This window comes from Streptomyces camponoticapitis, assembly GCF_014646115.1.
Taxonomy (GTDB): Bacteria; Actinomycetota; Actinomycetes; order Streptomycetales; family Streptomycetaceae; genus Streptomyces; species Streptomyces camponoticapitis.
Genome location: NZ_BMMV01000009.1, coordinates 29218 through 46420 on the forward strand (window position 1 = coordinate 29218; position 17203 = coordinate 46420).

16 protein-coding genes, 1 tRNA gene and 1 pseudogene are annotated in these 17203 nt (G+C 71.2%); 11 read left to right on the plus strand and 7 right to left on the minus strand.

Features of this window, described 5'->3' with window-relative positions; translation table 11 throughout:
* Positions 1-171 precede the first annotated feature (171 nt).
* On the minus strand, positions 172-2220 hold the full coding sequence (locus tag IEY79_RS15965) for an MFS transporter (protein WP_189108152.1): 2049 nt from the start codon (positions 2218-2220) through the stop codon (positions 172-174).
* Between the two features lie 269 nt (positions 2221-2489).
* On the opposite strand from IEY79_RS15965, the gene IEY79_RS15970 reads away from it, so the two are divergent.
* The 6 genes from IEY79_RS15970 to IEY79_RS15995 all read left to right on the plus strand — a co-directional run bounded on the left by IEY79_RS15970 (position 2490) and on the right by IEY79_RS15995 (position 9508).
* Entirely contained in the window at positions 2490-3461 is a 972-nt protein-coding gene (locus IEY79_RS15970; protein WP_229700893.1) for a peptidoglycan-binding domain-containing protein, read from the plus strand.
* 148 nt (positions 3462-3609) lie between these two features.
* Positions 3610-4290: an HAD-IA family hydrolase gene (locus IEY79_RS15975; RefSeq protein ID WP_189108153.1), complete on the plus strand. Its 681-nt coding sequence runs from the start codon at positions 3610-3612 to the stop codon at positions 4288-4290.
* Positions 4291-5228: 938 nt separating this feature from the next.
* A complete protein-coding gene (locus IEY79_RS15980; protein WP_189108154.1) occupies positions 5229-5897 on the plus strand; it encodes an HNH endonuclease family protein in 669 nt (222 codons plus the stop codon).
* Between the two features lie 152 nt (positions 5898-6049).
* Entirely contained in the window at positions 6050-7735 is a 1686-nt protein-coding gene (locus IEY79_RS15985; RefSeq protein WP_189108155.1) for an alkaline phosphatase D family protein, read from the plus strand.
* A 314-nt stretch (positions 7736-8049) separates the two neighbouring features.
* Positions 8050-8487 (plus strand): DoxX family protein, encoded by a 438-nt coding sequence (locus IEY79_RS15990; protein ID WP_189108156.1) that lies wholly within the window; start codon positions 8050-8052, stop codon positions 8485-8487.
* Between the two features lie 349 nt (positions 8488-8836).
* On the plus strand, positions 8837-9508 hold the full coding sequence (locus tag IEY79_RS15995) for a DedA family protein (protein WP_189108157.1): 672 nt from the start codon (positions 8837-8839) through the stop codon (positions 9506-9508).
* 15 nt (positions 9509-9523) lie between these two features.
* Here the strand turns inward: IEY79_RS15995 and IEY79_RS16000 are convergent, their stop codons facing one another.
* Positions 9524-9748: a DUF2277 domain-containing protein gene (locus IEY79_RS16000; protein WP_189108158.1), complete on the minus strand. Its 225-nt coding sequence runs from the start codon at positions 9746-9748 to the stop codon at positions 9524-9526.
* Positions 9749-9812: 64 nt separating this feature from the next.
* Between IEY79_RS16000 and IEY79_RS16005 the strand changes: the two genes are divergently transcribed.
* Positions 9813-10277 (plus strand): PaaI family thioesterase, encoded by a 465-nt coding sequence (locus IEY79_RS16005; RefSeq protein ID WP_189108159.1) that lies wholly within the window; start codon positions 9813-9815, stop codon positions 10275-10277.
* On the opposite strand, the gene IEY79_RS16010 is transcribed toward IEY79_RS16005, so the two are convergent.
* The 3 genes from IEY79_RS16010 to IEY79_RS16020 all read right to left on the minus strand — a co-directional run bounded on the left by IEY79_RS16010 (position 10274) and on the right by IEY79_RS16020 (position 12659).
* A complete protein-coding gene (locus IEY79_RS16010) occupies positions 10274-10723 on the minus strand; it encodes a winged helix-turn-helix transcriptional regulator (RefSeq protein WP_189108160.1) in 450 nt (149 codons plus the stop codon). The two genes, IEY79_RS16005 and IEY79_RS16010, sit on opposite strands and share 4 nt — an antisense overlap.
* A complete protein-coding gene (locus IEY79_RS16015) occupies positions 10701-12080 on the minus strand; it encodes a hypothetical protein (RefSeq protein ID WP_229700894.1) in 1380 nt (459 codons plus the stop codon). Before IEY79_RS16015 ends, IEY79_RS16010 begins: the two co-directional genes overlap by 23 nt.
* A 504-nt stretch (positions 12081-12584) precedes the next feature.
* Positions 12585-12659 (minus strand) — tRNA-Val (locus IEY79_RS16020).
* A 178-nt stretch (positions 12660-12837) separates the two neighbouring features.
* Here IEY79_RS16020 and IEY79_RS16025 point away from each other — a divergent pair.
* The 4 genes from IEY79_RS16025 to IEY79_RS16040 all read left to right on the plus strand — a co-directional run bounded on the left by IEY79_RS16025 (position 12838) and on the right by IEY79_RS16040 (position 16041).
* Complete coding sequence (locus IEY79_RS16025) at positions 12838-13632, plus strand: DUF4097 family beta strand repeat-containing protein (protein ID WP_189108161.1); 795 nt, start codon at positions 12838-12840, stop codon at positions 13630-13632.
* 146 nt (positions 13633-13778) lie between these two features.
* Complete coding sequence (locus tag IEY79_RS16030; protein ID WP_229700913.1) at positions 13779-15074, plus strand: hypothetical protein; 1296 nt, start codon at positions 13779-13781, stop codon at positions 15072-15074.
* Between the two features lie 109 nt (positions 15075-15183).
* The gene (locus tag IEY79_RS16035) at positions 15184-15804 is read left to right on the plus strand and encodes a DUF4383 domain-containing protein (protein ID WP_189108163.1); all 621 of its coding nucleotides are present in this window, start codon (positions 15184-15186) and stop codon (positions 15802-15804) included.
* Between the two features lie 9 nt (positions 15805-15813).
* Positions 15814-16041: an FmdB family zinc ribbon protein gene (locus tag IEY79_RS16040; protein WP_189108164.1), complete on the plus strand. Its 228-nt coding sequence runs from the start codon at positions 15814-15816 to the stop codon at positions 16039-16041.
* A 21-nt stretch (positions 16042-16062) separates the two neighbouring features.
* On the opposite strand, the pseudogene IEY79_RS37370 reads toward IEY79_RS16040, so the two are convergent.
* A pseudogene (locus IEY79_RS37370) lies at positions 16063-16362 on the minus strand (response regulator transcription factor); the annotation flags it as partial.
* Positions 16363-16384: 22 nt separating this feature from the next.
* Positions 16385-17128, minus strand: coding sequence for a histidine kinase (locus tag IEY79_RS16045; protein ID WP_229700895.1), 744 nt, complete (start codon positions 17126-17128; stop codon positions 16385-16387).
* Positions 17129-17203: the final 75 nt, after the last annotated feature.

Here is a 17203-nt window from a genome sequence, read left to right on the forward strand (position 1 = left end):
TCGACTCGTATCCGGCGAACGGGCTCCTCAGGAAGTCGGGTTGCCCGGAATCGGGCCGCCAAACAGCACGGCGCGGCGCACCACCGCGACACCCGCGCGGAACCACCCCGCGAGATGAGGGCGGCGGTCCCGGAGACGGGAGCGAAAACGACGAGGACAGTGACCTGCCGCTCAGACCGAGTGATCGCCGCGCGGCTCCGGGCTCTTGGGCCGTTCGGACTTCGATCCGCACAACTCGTCGCTCAACTCCCGTACCAGCTGCACCAGATCGGTCGGCCGGTCCGGCCCCCACCAGTCACCCAGCATCTTCGCCAGCGACTCCTCCCGGGACTTCGCCAGCACCTCCGCCACCTCCGCGCCGTGCTCGGTGAGGACCAGCCCCAGGCCGTCGCGGCGGGCCAGTCCGCGCTCCTCGATCTGCCGGGACGCGTCGTTGATGACCGTCAGCGGTACGGGCGCGGCCTCGGCAAGGCGCGCCGGTTCGACCACCCCGTGGCGCCGGATGCGCAGCACCATCCAGCTGGCCGCCGGGAGCAGGTCGTAACCCGCCCGTTCGGTGATCTCCTCGTAGATCCGCCGGCGCCCGTCGCGGCTGCCGAGCACCGACAGCGCGCGGGCGACCTCCTCGTGGGAGGAGCGTTCGACCGGGTTGCTGGCTAGGGTCTCGGTGGCCTCGGGGGCGGTCACCGAGCCGCGCAGCTTGTCCTCCTTGAGGAACCAGGACACGACGAAGGCCAGGAGGACGACGGGCACGGCGAAGAGGAAGACGTCGGTGATGGACGTCGAGTACGAGTCGAGCACCCCGGAGCGGAGCGCGGGCGGCAGAGTGCCCACGGCGCGCGGGTCGGCGGCGAGTTCCGACGGGCTGACGCCGGGCGGGAGCGGCTGTCCGGCGAGGGCGTCGGTGAGCTTGTTCCTCAGCAGGTTGGTGAAGATCGTGCCGAAGATGGCGACGCCGAAGGACGCGCCGATGGAGCGGAAGAAGGTCGCGCCGGAAGTGGCGACGCCCAGGTCCTCGTAACCGACGGAGTTCTGCACGACCAGTACGAGCACCTGCATGACGAGGCCCAGACCCGCGCCGAAGACGAAGAAGTACGCGCTCATCTCCCAGGCGCCGCTGTTCACTTCGAGCTGGTGGAGCAGGAGCAGTCCGACCGCGGTGACACCCGTGCCGGCGATCGGGAAGACCCTCCAGCGGCCGGTGCGGCTGACGATCTGGCCGGACACCGTGGAGGTGATCAGCAGTCCGAACACCAGCGGCAGCATGTGCACACCGGACAGGGTGGGGGACACGCCCTGCACGACCTGGAGGAACGTCGGCAGATAGGTCAGTGCGCCGAACATGGCGAAGCCGACGATGAAGCTGATGACGGAGACGAGCGAGAAGGTCCTGATGGTGAAGAGCCGGAGGGGCAGTACGGGCTCCTCGGCCCGCCGCTCGGCCCGGATGAAGAAGACCAGCAGGATCACGGCGAGGGCCGCGAGGCCGATGGTCTGGCCCGAGCCCCAGGCCCAGGTGGTGCCGCCGAGCGAGGCGACGAGGACCAGGCAAGTGGCGACGGAGGCGATGAGGAAGGTGCCGAGGTAGTCGATGGTGTGCTTGGTGGAGCGCACCGGGATGTGCAGGACGGTGGCGATGACGGCCAGCGCGACGACGCCGATCGGCAGGTTGATGTAGAAGACCCAGCGCCAGCTCAGGTGCTGGGTGAACACCCCGCCGAGCAGCGGACCGAGGACACTCGTCGCGCCGAAGACGCCGCCGAACAGGCCCTGGTACTTCCCTCGCTCACGCGGCGAGACGATGTCGCCGACGATCGCCATGGACAGCACGATGAGCCCGCCGCCGCCGAGGCCCTGGAGGGCACGGAAGATGATGAGCTGAAGCAGGTTCTGGGAGACGCCGCAGAGGGCCGAGCCGATGAGGAAGATGACGATCGCGGTCTGGTAGAGCTTCTTGCGGCCGTACTGGTCGCCGAGTTTCCCCCACAGGGGGGTGGCGGCGGTCGAGGCGAGCAGGTAGGCGGTGACGACCCAGGAGAGATGGTCGAGGCCGCCGAGGTCGCTGGCGATGGTGGGCAGCGCGGTGGAGACGATGGTCTGGTCGAGTGCGGCGAGCAGCAGACCGAGCAGCAGGGCACTGATGGACACGAGGATCGTGCGCCGGCTCTGGCCCTCACCGGGTTGGGGAGTCGTCGGCTGCGGGCTCGCTTCCTGGGCCATCGGCATCTCCTCGGGTCTGCGGCCTGCCCCCATCCTGATTGTTCCGATCATTTATGGCCTGTTATGTCGTACCAAAAGCGGTGGGAGGGCGGGTCGGTCGCCGGTCCTTCGCCGATTGCCCGGTGGTCGGCCGCCGGTCGCGCGGCCGTCGCACGGAGGTCGCACGGAGGTCGTTCACCTACCGTTCGGCGGCCTGGAGGAGGACTTGACACACGACGGCGCGGGAGCGGGCTGCATAATCGCTGACAGCCCAAGGGAGGGGACCCACATTGACCGGAAAGCACTGTCCCGAATGCGGTACGCCGCGGGACGCGTACGGCCGACCGGGCGCAGGCTGCGACTGCTCCGAACGGGCGGCGATAGCCGCGGCCGAGGACTTCGACCCGCTGCGGATACGGCCGTACGTACCACTGCAGGACCCGGAGGCGGTCGTAGCGTCCATCCCGCCGCCACCGCCGCCGCACGCCGGCGACCTCTCGGAGGGCACCGACCCGGCCGAGACGATGCGGCTGGTGCTGCCGGGCCTTCGTACGACGGGGCCGCGTCCGGCGGATGATCCGGAGCGGAAGGGCGGGCGCAGAACGTTCGCGATGGTCGCGCTGACGGCCGCGGCCGTGGCGGTGATCGGTACGGCGTCGTTCGCCGGGGGCCTCTTCACCGGGGACGACGGCGGTGACGAGGCGACGTCCGACCTGAATTCGGGGCTGTCGACGGCGAGCGCGCGACCGGATCCGTCGGAGTCGGAGTCCGCGTCGGCCTCCCCCTCGAAGTCGGCGTCCGGGTCCGCCTCTGCATCGCCTTCGGCGAGCGCGTCGGAGTCCGCCGCGGGAGGGCAGCCGTCACCGAGCGAGAAGCCCGTGGCGCCGAGCCGGGCCCCGGCGAATCCGCCGCAGCCGGACGAGACGAGAACGCAGGGTTCGAACGCCGGGGCGGGTCTGCGGCGCGGGGACAGCGGGCCGGAGGTGGAGGAGCTCCAGCGCAGGCTGTCGGAGATCTGGCTCTACAACGACGGGTACGACGGCCGGTTCGGCGAACGGGTGGAGTCGGCGGTCCGCATCTACCAGTCGTACAAGAACATCGAGGGTGATCCGAGCGGGGTGTACGGCGAGAACACGCGGCGCGCGCTGGAGGCGGAGACGAGTGGGCGGGGCCGGGAACAGGGTGACGGTGACGGTGACGGTGACGGTGACGGTGACGGCGGCGGTCGGCCGGGCCGGGGGGACGGCTGGGGCCGGGACTGACGGACCGGCTGGGCGGGGCCGGGGTGGCGTGATCCCGCACCCACTTTGTATAGTCGTTGAACAAAGCGGTTCCCGTCCGTTTCCCTGACCGGCGGGCGGGAGCCGCTCTTGCCTGCGCTTCCCCGCTCCCCCTGCCTGGAGTCCGCCGATGCCGGCCAACGTCCCGACCACGACGACATCCGTCCTGACCGCCCGCGCGCTGCTGCTGGACATGGACGGGACCCTCGTCAACTCCGACGCCGTCGTGGAACGCTGCTGGCGCGGCTGGGCGACCGAGCACGGCCTGGACCCGGAGGAGGTCCTGAAGGTCGTTCACGGCCGCCAGGGCTATCTGACGATGTCGGTACTGCTGCCGGACCGGCCGATGGAACAGAACCACGCGGACAACCGTGAGCTGCTGGCGCAGGAGACGGCGGACCTGGACGGGGTGGTCCCGGTCGCGGGCGCGCCCGCGTTCATGGCCGCGATCGCCTCGCTGCCGCACGCGCTGGTGACGTCGGCGGACGAAGCGCTCGCGACGGCACGCATGACGGCGTCGGGTCTCCCGATGCCCGCGCTCCGGATCACGGCGGAACACGTCTCCGCGAGCAAGCCCGACCCGGAGGGCTTCCTGAAGGCCGCGGCGGAACTGGGCGTGTCCCCGGCGGACTGCCTGGCGCTGGAGGACTCCGAGGCGGGCATCGCGGCAGCGCGGGCGGCGGGGATGCGGGTGCTGGGGGTGGGCCCGCGGGCGGCGTCGCTGTCGCCGACGGCGCATACGGAGGACTTGACGGATGTGAGGGTGACGGGGCGGGGGGACGGCACGATCGAGGTCCGGGTGGGGGCGTAACTCTCCCCCACCCCGCCCCTTCCCGAAACCGGGGGAGACCCCCCGGACCCCCGGACCCCCTTGAGGGGCGGGAGGGACGAAGCCCACAGCCGGGGCCGGGCACCGGTCGCCGCCCACCGGAACGCGCCCCGCGCGGCAGGGCGCCGTCCCCGCAGTGCGCAGCCACGGCGGCCGGCGTGAACCCGGCCCGCGCCGGCCGCTCGGGGTACCCGCACACCCTTGGCGAAACTGCCCGGACCTCCGGGCACGGGCCCTCGCCCGTCTCGCAGGTACACCGGCGCATCCGTCGGCCCCGTGCCACCCACACCCGGGCCCGCGCCTCCTGACGCCCCAGTAGCTGAGCACCGAGCACACCGCCCCAGCGGTTCACGGGCCCGCGCCCGTGCGCACCACCCGGCCTGGCCGCCTGGTCCCCGCCCCCGGGGGCGCGCCGCGCCGCAGGCGCCGCGCGCCCGGGCCCGCGGCGCCAAGGGCCCCGGCTCCGGCCCCCCGCTACGGACAGTGCCGCACCCCGCACTCGCCTTCGGCGAAGGGCCCCTCGCGATGCCACACCGGGCGATGCTGCGGACCGCCACCGGCGGCCCCGAGCACGGGCCGGCGCCCGGCTCCCATGTGTGTAGCGGTGGGCCGTGGGCCGCCTGTACCCCCGGGGCCCGGGCGGCCGAGCCGCGCGGCCCCGGCGTCCGGGTACGGGCCCGCCGCGCCCCCGTCCGCGACATTTCCCCCCATACGTCAGATCCCGCCCGCCCGCGCGGAGTTGATGCCCACGCGCCCCCGGCAACAGCCGCCCCACGCCCCTTGATGTGACGTGCCCATGTCGTCACCCTGTTACCTGGTGCCCACCTCGCAGCAATCCGGCGCCGACAGCATGGCGTTCGGGTCCGACCCCCCAAAACGAATCCGAGCGGTCAGTTTCCCCCCACAACAAGGGAGTTCGCATGTCAGGTATCTACGCGCGTCAAGGCGGCCGGCCCGTCGGGCGAATAGCCGTCATCGCCGCATCCGCCGCACTCGTCTCGGCCACCGCGCTGCTCGTCGCGCCCACGCCCGCCCAGGCATCCCCGCCCACCCCCATCGCCGCCTCCACCGCGCGTACTTACCTCGGTCAGCTGACCGTCAGGGCCGAGGGCTCCACCAGCGGCTACAGCCGCGACCTGTTCCCGCACTGGATCACGCAGTCGGGCGCCTGCGACACCCGCGAGACCGTTCTCAAGCGTGACGGCTCGAACGTCGCGACGAACTCCAGCTGCGCCGCGACCAGCGGCAGTTGGTACTCCGAGTACGACGGCGCCACCTGGAGCGCCGCCGGTGACGTGGACATCGACCACATGGTGCCGCTCGCCGAGGCATGGACCTCCGGCGCCAGCGGCTGGTCGACCGCGCAGCGTCAGAGCTTCGCCAACGACCTCGGCAACCCGCAGCTGATCGCGGTCACGGACAACGTCAACCAGTCCAAGAGCGACCGCGACCCCGCCGAGTGGATGCCGCCGCGCGCCGCGTACCACTGCATGTACGCCCGCATGTGGGTGGACGTGAAGCACGCCTACAACCTGTCCGTCGACTCGGCCGAGAAGAGCGCGCTGCAGGGCGTCCTCAACGGCTGCTGAACAGCCCCCGAGGCTGCGTGACGGCTGGCGACAGCCACCGGTGACCGGTCGCGCGACCGCTCCGCGCGACCGGTCGTGCTGCCTGTCACAGGCCGGAACCTGGTCCGCCCCCTCCGACGTTCCGTACCGTACGGGGCGACGGAGGAGGCACCATGACCGGGCTGCGCCTGGGACCACTGCTGCGCTATGTCGACGGGGAGTCGGCCGGCACAGCCACGATCTGGGTCGAGACGGACCGGCCGTGCACGGCGGAGGTCCGCTGCGACGGCGGCGCGTACGGCTCGTCGCGTACGTTCCTGATCGCCGGGCACCACTACGCCCTGATCCCCGTGACCGGGCTGACCCCCGGCACCGAGGCCGCGTACGAGGTGCTGCTGGACGACGTACGGGTCTGGCCGCCCGAGGACTCCACGTTCCCCCCGAGTGTGATCCGTGTCCCGGCCGCCGAAGGGCCCGCCGCGGCCGAACTGCGCGTCTCCTTCGGCTCCTGCCGCTGGGCCTCGGCCCCCGTCGGTGAGCCCGACCCCGTCGGACCCGACGCCCTCCACACCCTCGCCGCGAGCCTGACGGCCGACCCCGGAGCCGTACGCCCGGACGTCCTGCTCCTGCTCGGCGATCAGGTGTACGCCGACGAGACGTCGAAGGCCACCCGCCGCTGGCTCGCCGAGCGCCGCGATCTCGAAGCGCCGCCCGGCGCGGAGGTCGCCGACTACGAGGAGTACACCCACCTCTACAACGAGTCGTGGAGCGACCCCCAGGTCCGCTGGCTGCTCTCCACCGTCCCGAGCTGCATGATCTTCGACGACCACGACGTCATAGACGACTGGAACACCAGCGCGTCGTGGGTGGCGGAGATGCGCACCGAGCCGTGGTGGCGCGAGCGCATCCTGAGCGGGCTGATGTCGTACTGGGTCTATCAGCACCTCGGCAATCTCTCCCCCGCCGAACTGGCCTCGGACAAGCTGTACGCCGACGTACGGGCCGAGCGGGACGGCACCGCCCGGCTGCGGGAGTTCGCCGCCCGGGCCGACGCCGATCCGGCCTGTGTGCGGTGGAGCTACCGCCGCGACTTCGGCCGGACGAGACTGCTGATGGTCGACTCCAGGGCGGCCCGTGTCCTGGAGGAGGGGCACCGGGAGATGCTCGACACGGAAGAGGCGCGGTGGCTGCGCGAGGAGGCACTGACCGACCCGGGCGCCCGCGACCATCTCCTCATCGGCACCTCCCTGCCCTGGCTCCTGCCGCCGCTGATCCACGACGCGGAGAGCTGGAACGCCGCGCTGGCCGGGGGCGAGCGCGGCAAGAGGTGGGCGCGCTTCGGTGAGAAGCTGCGCCGGATGGCCGACCTGGAGCACTGGGCGGCGTTCCCGACATCGTTCGAGAAGCTCGCGCGGCTGATCGCCGAGGTGGGCAGCGACGCCGACGCCCCGGCGACCGTCTGCGTACTCTCGGGCGACGTGCACCACGCGTACGTCGCCGAACCGGCCTGGCGCGAGGCGCAGTCGCAGCCGCGGTCGCGGGTCGTCCAGCTCACCTGCTCCCCCGTGCACAACTCCATCCCGCTCTACATCCGCCTCGGTTTCCGGTTCGGCTGGAGCGGGACCGGCCGGCGTCTGGGCCGTGCGTTCGCCCGGCACGGCCGGGTGGCCGCCCCGTCCGTCACATGGGGGAGGACCGGCGGCCCCTGGTTCGGTAATCAGCTGATGACGCTGACGTTGCGGGGACGCGCGGCGCGTCTGAGCCTGGAACAGGCGCAGGCGCGGGAGAGCGAGCAGGACGGGCGGAACGCGCCCGCGCGACTGGTGACCGTGGACGAACGGGAGCTGACCTCAGGGTGACGCCGGGGGTGGCTTCGGAGCCGTACTTACGTCCCGCTTCGAAGTTCTTTCACCCACCTCGCTCCAGTCTGCCCGGTTCCTCCGTACCGATCATTGGTCTGCACATGCCATACCTAATGGGACCTCCGTCGCAGTCGCGACAACGTGACAGGAAGAAGCAGGTCAGACGGTACGACTGGAGTTCGCCACGGAGAACGGGCATCGGGCTGAGAAGCGTCCGCCACACGGATGTTGAACTTGCAAGCATTCCTTAGGTCTCCCTAACCTGAAGGCTCTCGTCGGTTACGTCCCGAACCGAAGGAGCTTCACCCCCCATGTCCACACGTCTCAATCACGCGCAGCCGTACGCCCTCGGACTCTTCCGCATGGTGATCGGACTGCTCTTCGCCTGCCACGGCGCCGCGACACTCTTCGGCGTCCTCGGCAAGGACACCGTCGACGCCGGCACCTGGCCCGGCTGGTACGCCGCCGTCATCCAGCTCGTGGGAGGCAGCCTGGTCCTCCTCGGCCTGGGAACCAGGATCGCCGCGTTCGTGGCCTCCGGTTCCATGGCGTACGCGTACTTCAACGTCCACCAGCCCGACGGGCTGTTTCCCATGGAGAACGGCGGCGAGGCCTCGGCGATCTTCTGCTGGGCCTTCCTGCTGATCGTCTTCGTCGGCCCCGGCGCGCTCTCGCTGGACCGGCTCATCGGCACGCGCGGCACACGCGAGCCGGAGCGCCGGGACCAGCCGACGGCGGTGCCGGCCTGACGGACGGCCGCTCGGCCCGACAGCCGGACGACCGGACCAGCTGGACCGCCGCTCGGCCGGCACGCGACACAGGCGCCCGGATCCCGTTTCAACGGGGTCCGGGCGCCCTCGCGTCCGGCAGACTCGGCCCGACACACACATTCGGCCATTTCCCGATCTCGGCCAACCCACAAACAGGAGGTGGACAACACCCGCCCCGTGGGAAGGTGGTCCACCACAGCGGCGTACGCTGTATGGCTGACAGCTACTCCCATTTCGCCCAGGCGTAGGGGAATCAGCGGTCAGGGGGTTCAGGGGGTTTGCGAGGCCGGGAGATTTCGGCCTCGTTACGGAAACGGGGAATGTAAAAGTGCTGGAGAGTCTGGGCGCGCTGACCGGCAGCCCATGGATCTACGCCGTTGTGGCGCTCTCCGTGCTTCTGGACGTGTTCCTGCCCGTCCTGCCCAGCGGCGTACTGGTGATCACGACGGCCACGGCCGCGGCGGGCTCGTCGGCCGTCGCCGACGCGGCCGGCAAGGTGTCGCACGTGGCGCACGTGCCGCAGGAAGTGCCCTCGCTGCTCGTACTGATGGTGTGCGCGGCCGTCGCCTCCGTGATCGGCGACTTCGTCATGTACCGACTCGCCTGGCGCGGCGGGGACCGGCTGGCCCGCGCGATCGCGCGCTCCCGTCGGCTGACCACCGCGCAGGAACGGCTCGGCGCGTCCCTCACCGGTGGCGGGATCCTCGTCGTGATCGCGCGCTTCGTACCGGCGGGCCGCTCGGTCGTCTCGCTGAGCGCGGGCGCCGCGCACCGCAAGATGAAGGAGTTCCTGCCCTGGTCGGCGCTGGCGGCCGTGGCGTGGACGGGGTACAGCGTGAGCCTCGGCTACTTCGGCGGCCAGTGGCTGGGCTCCGGCTGGTTCGGCGTCGCGGTGTCCGTGCTGGCGCTGTTCGTGGCGGGGACGGTGGCCGCGTACATCGTGCGGCGCCCGGCGGGCCGGCGCGACGGCACGCGGGCGCAGGTCCCGGCGTCGGCCTGATCCAGACGACAGACCCTAGCTACGGGCCGGTGTCCCTCGTACCTCGATGCCGTCGAGCAGCCGCATCGTCGAGGCGGCGATCTCGTCGACGGCGCGGTCGAACACCTCACGGTTGTGGGCCGCGGGCGCGCGGAATCCGGAGACCTTGCGCACGTACTGGAGGGCGGCGGCCCTGATCTCCTCCTCGGTGGCCTCTTCGGGAATGACGGGCGGACGGAGAGTCTTGATACTGCGGCACATACCTCCAGTGTGACCGATCACCGACCGTGGTGGGTTCAGAATCAGAACTGATAACTTCGGCCGCATGACGACTGTCGACCACACCGCGATGACCGGCCTCGAACTGCTCCGCTGGGCGGCGAAGCAGCCCACCGACCGCCCCTCCATCGGACGGCTCCTCGGCATGACCTTCGACGAGCTCGACGAGGGCCGCGTCGTCCTGTCGCTCAGCACCAACCCCGACTTCGCCAACCCGCTGGGCACGGTCCACGGCGGCATCGCGGCCACGCTGCTCGACTCCGCCCTGGGCTGCGCCGTGCACACGACGCTCCCGGCGGGCGTCGGTTTCACCACGCTGGAGCTGAAGGTGAACTACATCCGTACGGTCGGCGTGGACGCGGGACGCCTCACGGCGGTCGGCACGACGATCCACGTGGGCCGGCGTACGGCGACGGCGGAGGGCAGGGTCACGGACGAGCGCGGCAAGCTGATCGCCCACGCGACGACGACATGCATGATCCTCCGGCCCGAGGCGGGCCCCGCCGCCTAGGGGGTGTCCCTGAGCGTCGGCCGTACGTCCCGGGGGTCGATCGTCCCGCCGCAGCCGGGGCAGGCGAGTTCGGGCGTCATCGTGTGCCCGCAGGTCTCGTGGTGGAGGCGTACGGGCGGACCGTCGTCACCGGTCATCCACCGGTCGCCCCAGGCGAGCAGCGAGACGATCACGGGGTAGAGGCCGACGCCCTTCTCGGTGAGCCGGTACTCGTACCGCTCGGGCCGCTCCTGGTACCGCACCCGCCGCAGCACCCCGTGCTCGACGAGCGTGGCGAGCCGCTCGGTCAACAGGGGCCGCGAGGCACCCGTGTTGGCCCGGAAGTCCTCGAACCGCCGTACGCCGACGAACGCGTCGCGCAGCACGAGCAGCGTCCACCGGTCCCCCACCACCGACAGAGCGCGCGCGACCGAACAGTCGACCTCACCGATCTCGTTCCACCGCATACGCCCGAGTGTAGGAGCCGCGCCGGGGGCGTACGGCGACGGACCAGCCCGGGTTGTACGTCCCGGGCACCGGCCGGCGCAGCCACTCCCGTGCCCAGTGCGGCGGGTCCGCGCGCCGCAGGATCACCGCCGTGGCGGGGGCCGGGTCGCCCATGGCGGCCGACGCGCAGCCCGCCGTGTACGCGACGGGGATCGCCAGGCTGTTCCCCTTGATCAGGCACGGCGGCCGTACGCCGCCCTCGCGCAGGACGGCACCGATCCGCTGCCAGTCGGCCCGCGCCCGTTCCTGGACGCTCACGTGCGTACGTACGTGCATGATCTGTACGACGGTGTGCCCCAGCACTACGACGGCGAGCGCGACCGCGACCGGACGCGAGCGGCCCGCCCGGTCGGCCAGGGCCAGCAGGCCGACGGCGGCGGGCAGCACCAGGAGGGCGTACCCGGGCAGGAGGAAACGGGGCGCCGCGTACGGGACGAGGAAGAGGTACGGCAGCGAGGCGCACGCCCCGACGGCGACCGCGAGCCAGAGCGGCGCGGTCGGGCGTCCGGCGCGGTGTGTGGTCCACAGCCCGAGGGCGACCAGCAGCGGGAGCAGCAGCCACCACGCGGCGGCGCCGGGGGCCATGGTGTCGTCGGTGCAGGGCCGGCAGAGCAACGGGCCGTCCAGGGCGGTGAGATGAGCCTCCACCGAGAGGACGGGGCGCATACCGCCCTGGGTGTCACTGGCCTCGGCGAGCCGCCGCGCCACTCCACCGAACCGCAGCCACGCCTCGACCACCCACGGCAGTGCCCCGACCGCGACACCGGCCGCCACGGCCAGCAGCCGCCCCCGGCCCCGCCACGCGGGCACCAGCAGCACGGCGGCGAACAGCGGAAGGGCCACGGCGGCGCCGTCGTTGGGCCGCATCAGCGTGACGACGCCCAGCCCGCCGACGATCCCGGCGTACGCGCCACGGCCGGGGTCCCGCCGCAGAACACATCCGGTCGCGGCGAGGGCGCCCATCGCGGTGTAGTGGTTGGGCATGGCGGAGTTGGCGTAGAAGAGCGCGAACCACAGACTCCCGTACATCCCCGCGCCCAGGGCCGCCCCCACGGGCCGCCGCAGCACCTCCACCCACGGCCGAAAGCCGAGATAGAGCGCGCCGCCCGCGAGCCCGGTCATCCAGAACCGCAGAAGGACGACCGGATCGGTCCACGAGGCGACGGGCGCGAGCAGCACCGGCACTCCGCGCGTACGGGGCGCGCTGAACGCAACGCCGGGCCCGTAAGGACCGAACCTGCTGGCATAGACGATCTCGTCCCACCCCAGAGGCAGCCCGAACGGCACGAGCACCCCGACAAGAACGACAAACCCCACACACACAACAGCGAGGCCCCCACGCCCCCGACCACGCCCCTCGCCCCCACCACCGGGAACGGCATGACCAACGACCGGCCCGACGTCTGTCCGCACACGTGGCACTCCCAGCGGAATCAACTCCACACAACGCCTAACTCGACCTATTCCCACCTCATCCTGCCATCGGCAACCCACCCGCCGACAAGGCCAACGGGGGTGACGGGACGACGACGCGGCCAGACTCACCGCCGCGCACTGGACCGGCCCCACCGCGCCGCACATCCGATCGAAGGGTTCCCCCGCCGCCCCGGCCGCCGGAGCGACCAACCCCCTGGAGCTGTTGAACCTTCGGGAGATCAGCCTCTGGAGGTGCGTCCGGAGGGGGTGTTGGCCGTGGGGACGGCTCGGCCGACTGAAAGTCGGCGTGTCCCGGCCGCGGACGACCACACCCGTTGATGTCAGCTGTTGATGCCATGTGGACTCCGAAGGCCCCCGACCATGATCGGTCGGGGGCCTTCGTGCTGGTGGGCGCGGACGGTTTCGAACCGCCGACATCTGCTTTGTAAGAGCAGCGCTCTACCCCTGAGCTACGCACCCTGGATGAGGCAACAGCGTACATGGCGCAGGGCCCCCGCTCCCAACTGCTTCGCAGGCCGGGGGGTGGGGCGGGGGGATACCCCCACCAACGAGACGGTGGCCGACCGGATCGTTCGGGGGCGGGGGGATTCGTACCGTGGAGGCACATTCGCAGGAACGTCTTGGGGGACCAATCACCGTGGACACAGCTCGTACGTCCGACACCCGCCCTGCCCGCCGTCGTCGCACGCTCGGTGTCACCGGGGGCGCCGTGCTCGCCGCGGTTGTCGTCAGTGGGTGCGGGAGCGCCGATGCCGGTGAGGCGCCTGTTGAGAAGCGGTCGTTCGCCTACAGCGGGAAGACGCTGACCATCTCCGCGGACAACTCCTCGCTCGATCTGGTGCCCGCCGATGTGAAGGACATCGAGGTGACCCGGCAGGTCGACGGCTGGGTGTTTCTCGGATCGGGGCCCGACCCCGTGTGGAAGCTGGAGGACGGGACCCTCACGCTCAAGCTGAAGTGCCGGGCCGTGGTGAACAACTGCGAGTCGCGGCACACGGTGAAGGTGCCGCGCGGTATGGCCGTGCAGGTGCGGAACGACAACGGCGGGGTTCGCGCCGACGGGTTCGACACCGAGCTCAACCTCCGTTCCGACAACGGCTCGGTCGAGGTGCGGAACTCCAGCGGCAGGCTGGACCTGTCCAGCGACAACGGCAGGGTGACGGCCGAGGGGGTCTCGTCCAGGTCGGTGCGCGCCAGGTCGGACAACGGGGCGGTGCGGCTGGAGCTCACCTCCGTACCGGACACGGTGGACACCGCCAGTGACAACGGGTCCGTCACCATCGACCTGCCGGAGTCCGACACCGCGTACGCCGTGACCGCGAAGAGCGACAACGGGCGCGTCGACGTGGACGTGCCGACGGACGACGACAGCGCACACAGGGTGAAGGCCGAGAGCGACAACGGCAAAGTCACAGTCCGAAGCGCGAACTAACCGACCCGTGTGTTCGTCCCTTCCTGGTGGGAGAATGAACTGGGCAGGGCGCGTAATCGGCACGGGAGAGGGATGTGACGGCGACGACACAGGCGCAGCCGCACGCACGAGCGAGGGCGGGTGGCGTCCGTGATGTCCTCACCCTGATGCTGCTGCCGATGCCGTTGCTGGTCGCGGCCCTGCCGGGAGCCTTCGCCGGCGGGGGGACGCGGCGCTGGTTCGGCGGGCGGGGCGAGAATCAGCGGGCCGGCGCGCAGGCCGCGAAGGACGCCGCCGCCGCCGCTTTCTACGAGCTGGACACGGCCCAGCGTGACCTGCGCATCTCCATAGAGACGATCACCGCGGTGGACACCTCGCCGGGCGCCCGGCGGGTCGCGGAGGAGTTCGCGGCGCTGGGGCAGCGGATCGACGAGGCCAGCAGCGGCTACATCAACGCCGTCGACGCCCACGACCTGGACCGGGATGATCTGGAACCGTCCGTCGCCTCGACCGCCCGTACGGAGCTGACCAGGGCCAAGGACGAGCTCGTACGGGTCAAGGGCGAGCTCGACCGGTTCGAGCGCGGGCTCGGTCCCCTGCTCGACAAGGCGGAGACGCAGCTCGCGCGGCTGGCACCCGCCGTGGAGCGGGCGCGGCAGACGCTGCTCGCCGCGAGCAACGCCCTCGACGCCGTACGCGGCTCCGGTCTGCGGGCCGACGACCTGGCGGCGCGGCTCGCCACACTCGGTCCGGAGCTGACCAAGCTCAACCAGGGCGCCGGCCAGCACGGCGTGGCCGAAACCATTCAGCGCGCCGACAGGGTGCTGCGGGATGCCGAGGCCGTACGGGCCGAGGCCGAGCGGCTGCCCGAGCGCGCGGCGGAGATCGACCGGCGGCTGGTGTCGCTGCGTACGCGCGCACAGGCCCTGACGACGCGCGCGGGCACGGTGGAGCCCGTTCTGAGCGAGCTGAGGCGCCGTTTCAGCGCCGCCTGCTGGCAGGACCTCCAGTCCGTGCCCGGGCAGGCCGGGACCTCCGTGCACCAGGCGGAGGAGAAGCTGAAGGAGGCCGCCAAGGCCCGCGAGGAGCAGCGGTGGCCTGATGCGACGGCCCTGCTCAGCACGGTCCGGGCGCTGCTGAATTCCACGGACGAGGCCGTGTCGGCCGCCGGTGACCGTCTGCAGCGGCTCAACGCCGTCTCGAAGGACCCGCAGCATGAGATCGACCGGACGCGGTTCGCCGTACGGGACGCTCAGCGGCTCGCGATGGCGGGCCGCAACACGCCCGATCCCCGGCACGCGCGCCCGCTGGACGACGCCGTGGTGCGGCTGGACCGGGCCGTGGCCGGGCTGGAGGGCCGGCATCCCGACTGGTGGCACTTCCTGACGGAGACGGAGGCGGTACGCAGCACGGCTGCCCGCGTTGTCGGGGAGATCCGGGACGAGCGGGGCGCCGGCGCCTGACGCCCGCCCGGCCGGCACCACCCAGTCGCCCGATTTGTCCCCTCGTCCCGCCGGACGGATCCTTGAAACACGACAGGACACCGGCACGCATGGCTGAAGGGGGCCGAACATGTCCGGTCAAGGGACCCTTTCCCGCCCGCCCAGAGGGCAACCGAAGCGGCGGGTGAGGCTCGACGAACATCTGCCGGTCGACCACCGCCTGAGCATGGTGTACCGGATCGGGGCGGGGCTGATCGGTCTGGTACTGCTCGTGTTCGGCATCCTCGGACTGGTCGATCAGATCGGTGTCTTCGGCACCGGCAGCCACACCACCGCCGGTCTGAACACCAACAGCGCGCTGAGCATCCTGTCCATCTGCGTCGGCGTCCTGCTCTTCGCCGGCATGCTGATCGGCAAGAATTTCGCCTCGACGCTGAACATGATCCTCGGCGTGCTGTTCATCCTCAGCGGCTTCGTGAATCTCGCGCTGATCAACACCGGATTCAACCCCCTCGCCTTCCGCATCCAGAACGTGCTGTTCAGCTTTGTGGTGGGCGTGCTGCTCATGTTCTTCGGCATGTTCGGGAGAGTCAGCGGCGGCCTGCCGCACAACAACCCCTACTGGCGGGCCCGCCACCCGACCCAGGTGGAGCACGAGTGGCGCAACCGCGAAGCCGCCGGGAAGCGCGCGGCCCACGCCCACCGGGCCGTGACCTCCCACCGGCACGGCGGACACCGGGCATCCCGATAGCCTGGCCCCATGCCTCGCTACGAGTACCGCTGCCGCCCCTGCGACACCACGTTCGAACTCAGCCGCCCCATGGCGGAGTCCTCGGCGTCGGCCACCTGCCCCGCCGGCCACCAGGACACGGTGAAACTGCTCTCCACCGTCGCCGTGGGCGGCTCGGCGAAGGGCTCACCGGCTGCCGCGCCGGGCCCCTCGGCCGGAGGCGGCGGCGGCTGCTGCGGTGGCGGCTGCTGCTCGTAGAAACACGCCGGGCCCCGCCTCCTAGTTGAGATAGCGCAGCACGGCCAGCACACGGCGGCTGTAGCCGACCGTCCCCCTGATCTCCAGCTTGTCGAAGATCGCGTTGCAGTGCTTCTCGACCGCGCTCACCGAGATGTGCAGCCGCCGCACGACCGCCGTGTTCGTATGCCCCTGGGCCATCTCCGCGAGCACCTCCCGCTCACGCTCGGTGAGCCGGGACAGCGGATCCGTACGGTTGGAGCGGGCCAGCAACTGCCGTACGACCTCCGGGTCGAAGGCCGCCCGCCCCGCCGCCACCCGCTCCAACGCGTCCAGGAACTTCGGGTAGACGCGCCAGGCGACCTCACGTTGCTCGTTCAGTGCCTGTCCGCTCTGTTCGTGCGCCTGGCGCAGCAGATCGTCCACATGCTCCGGGTCGCCGCTGCGCCGGGCGCGGGCCGAGCAGTATCCCGAGGGCGACGAGCCCCTGCTGCACTCCGTCGTGCAGGTCACGCTCGATACGGCGGCGCTCCTCGTGCACCACGTCCACGACTCCCGCCCGGCTGACCGCGAGCTGTTCGATACGCCGCTCCAGCGCCTCCTGCTGGCCGGGCCCGAGATAGTGCCTGGCCAACTGCCCTTCGAGATGAGCGATTCCGACGGCCCCCTGGAGACAGAGGAAGATCAGGAACAGGCCGCCGAAGGAGGAGAGCACGAGCGAGTCCACATGGTCGATGTCGATGATCGCCCAGCCGTAGAGGAAGAAGGTGCCGTAGCCGAGGCCGACCAGAGCGGACACCACCACGACGGCACCGACCAGTCCGAGCGCCCAGCGCGTCGCGAGATAGCGCAGTGCTCCGGCCGGCTCGTAGCTCGCGGACACCCGCTCGTCGAGCAGTGCCCGGAGCCGGTGACGCACCAGATCGATCAGTCTCCGTGCGCAGGCCGTCACCGGCCGCATGACCGCGCGTTCCCCACGCGGCCACGCCCGTACGAGCAGCAGGGCCAGACCGGCGAGCACCGAGAAAACCAGTTCCAGCACCGCCGTACCGCCGCCGGCGCCTAGTCCGACCGTGAGCCGCGCCCTACGACGCACCGCTGTGTTCACGATCAGCAACGCTAACGGCCGGACATGGACGCGCACACTGCGGGAAACCTCATAAGTTCCTACGGTCCGCCACCC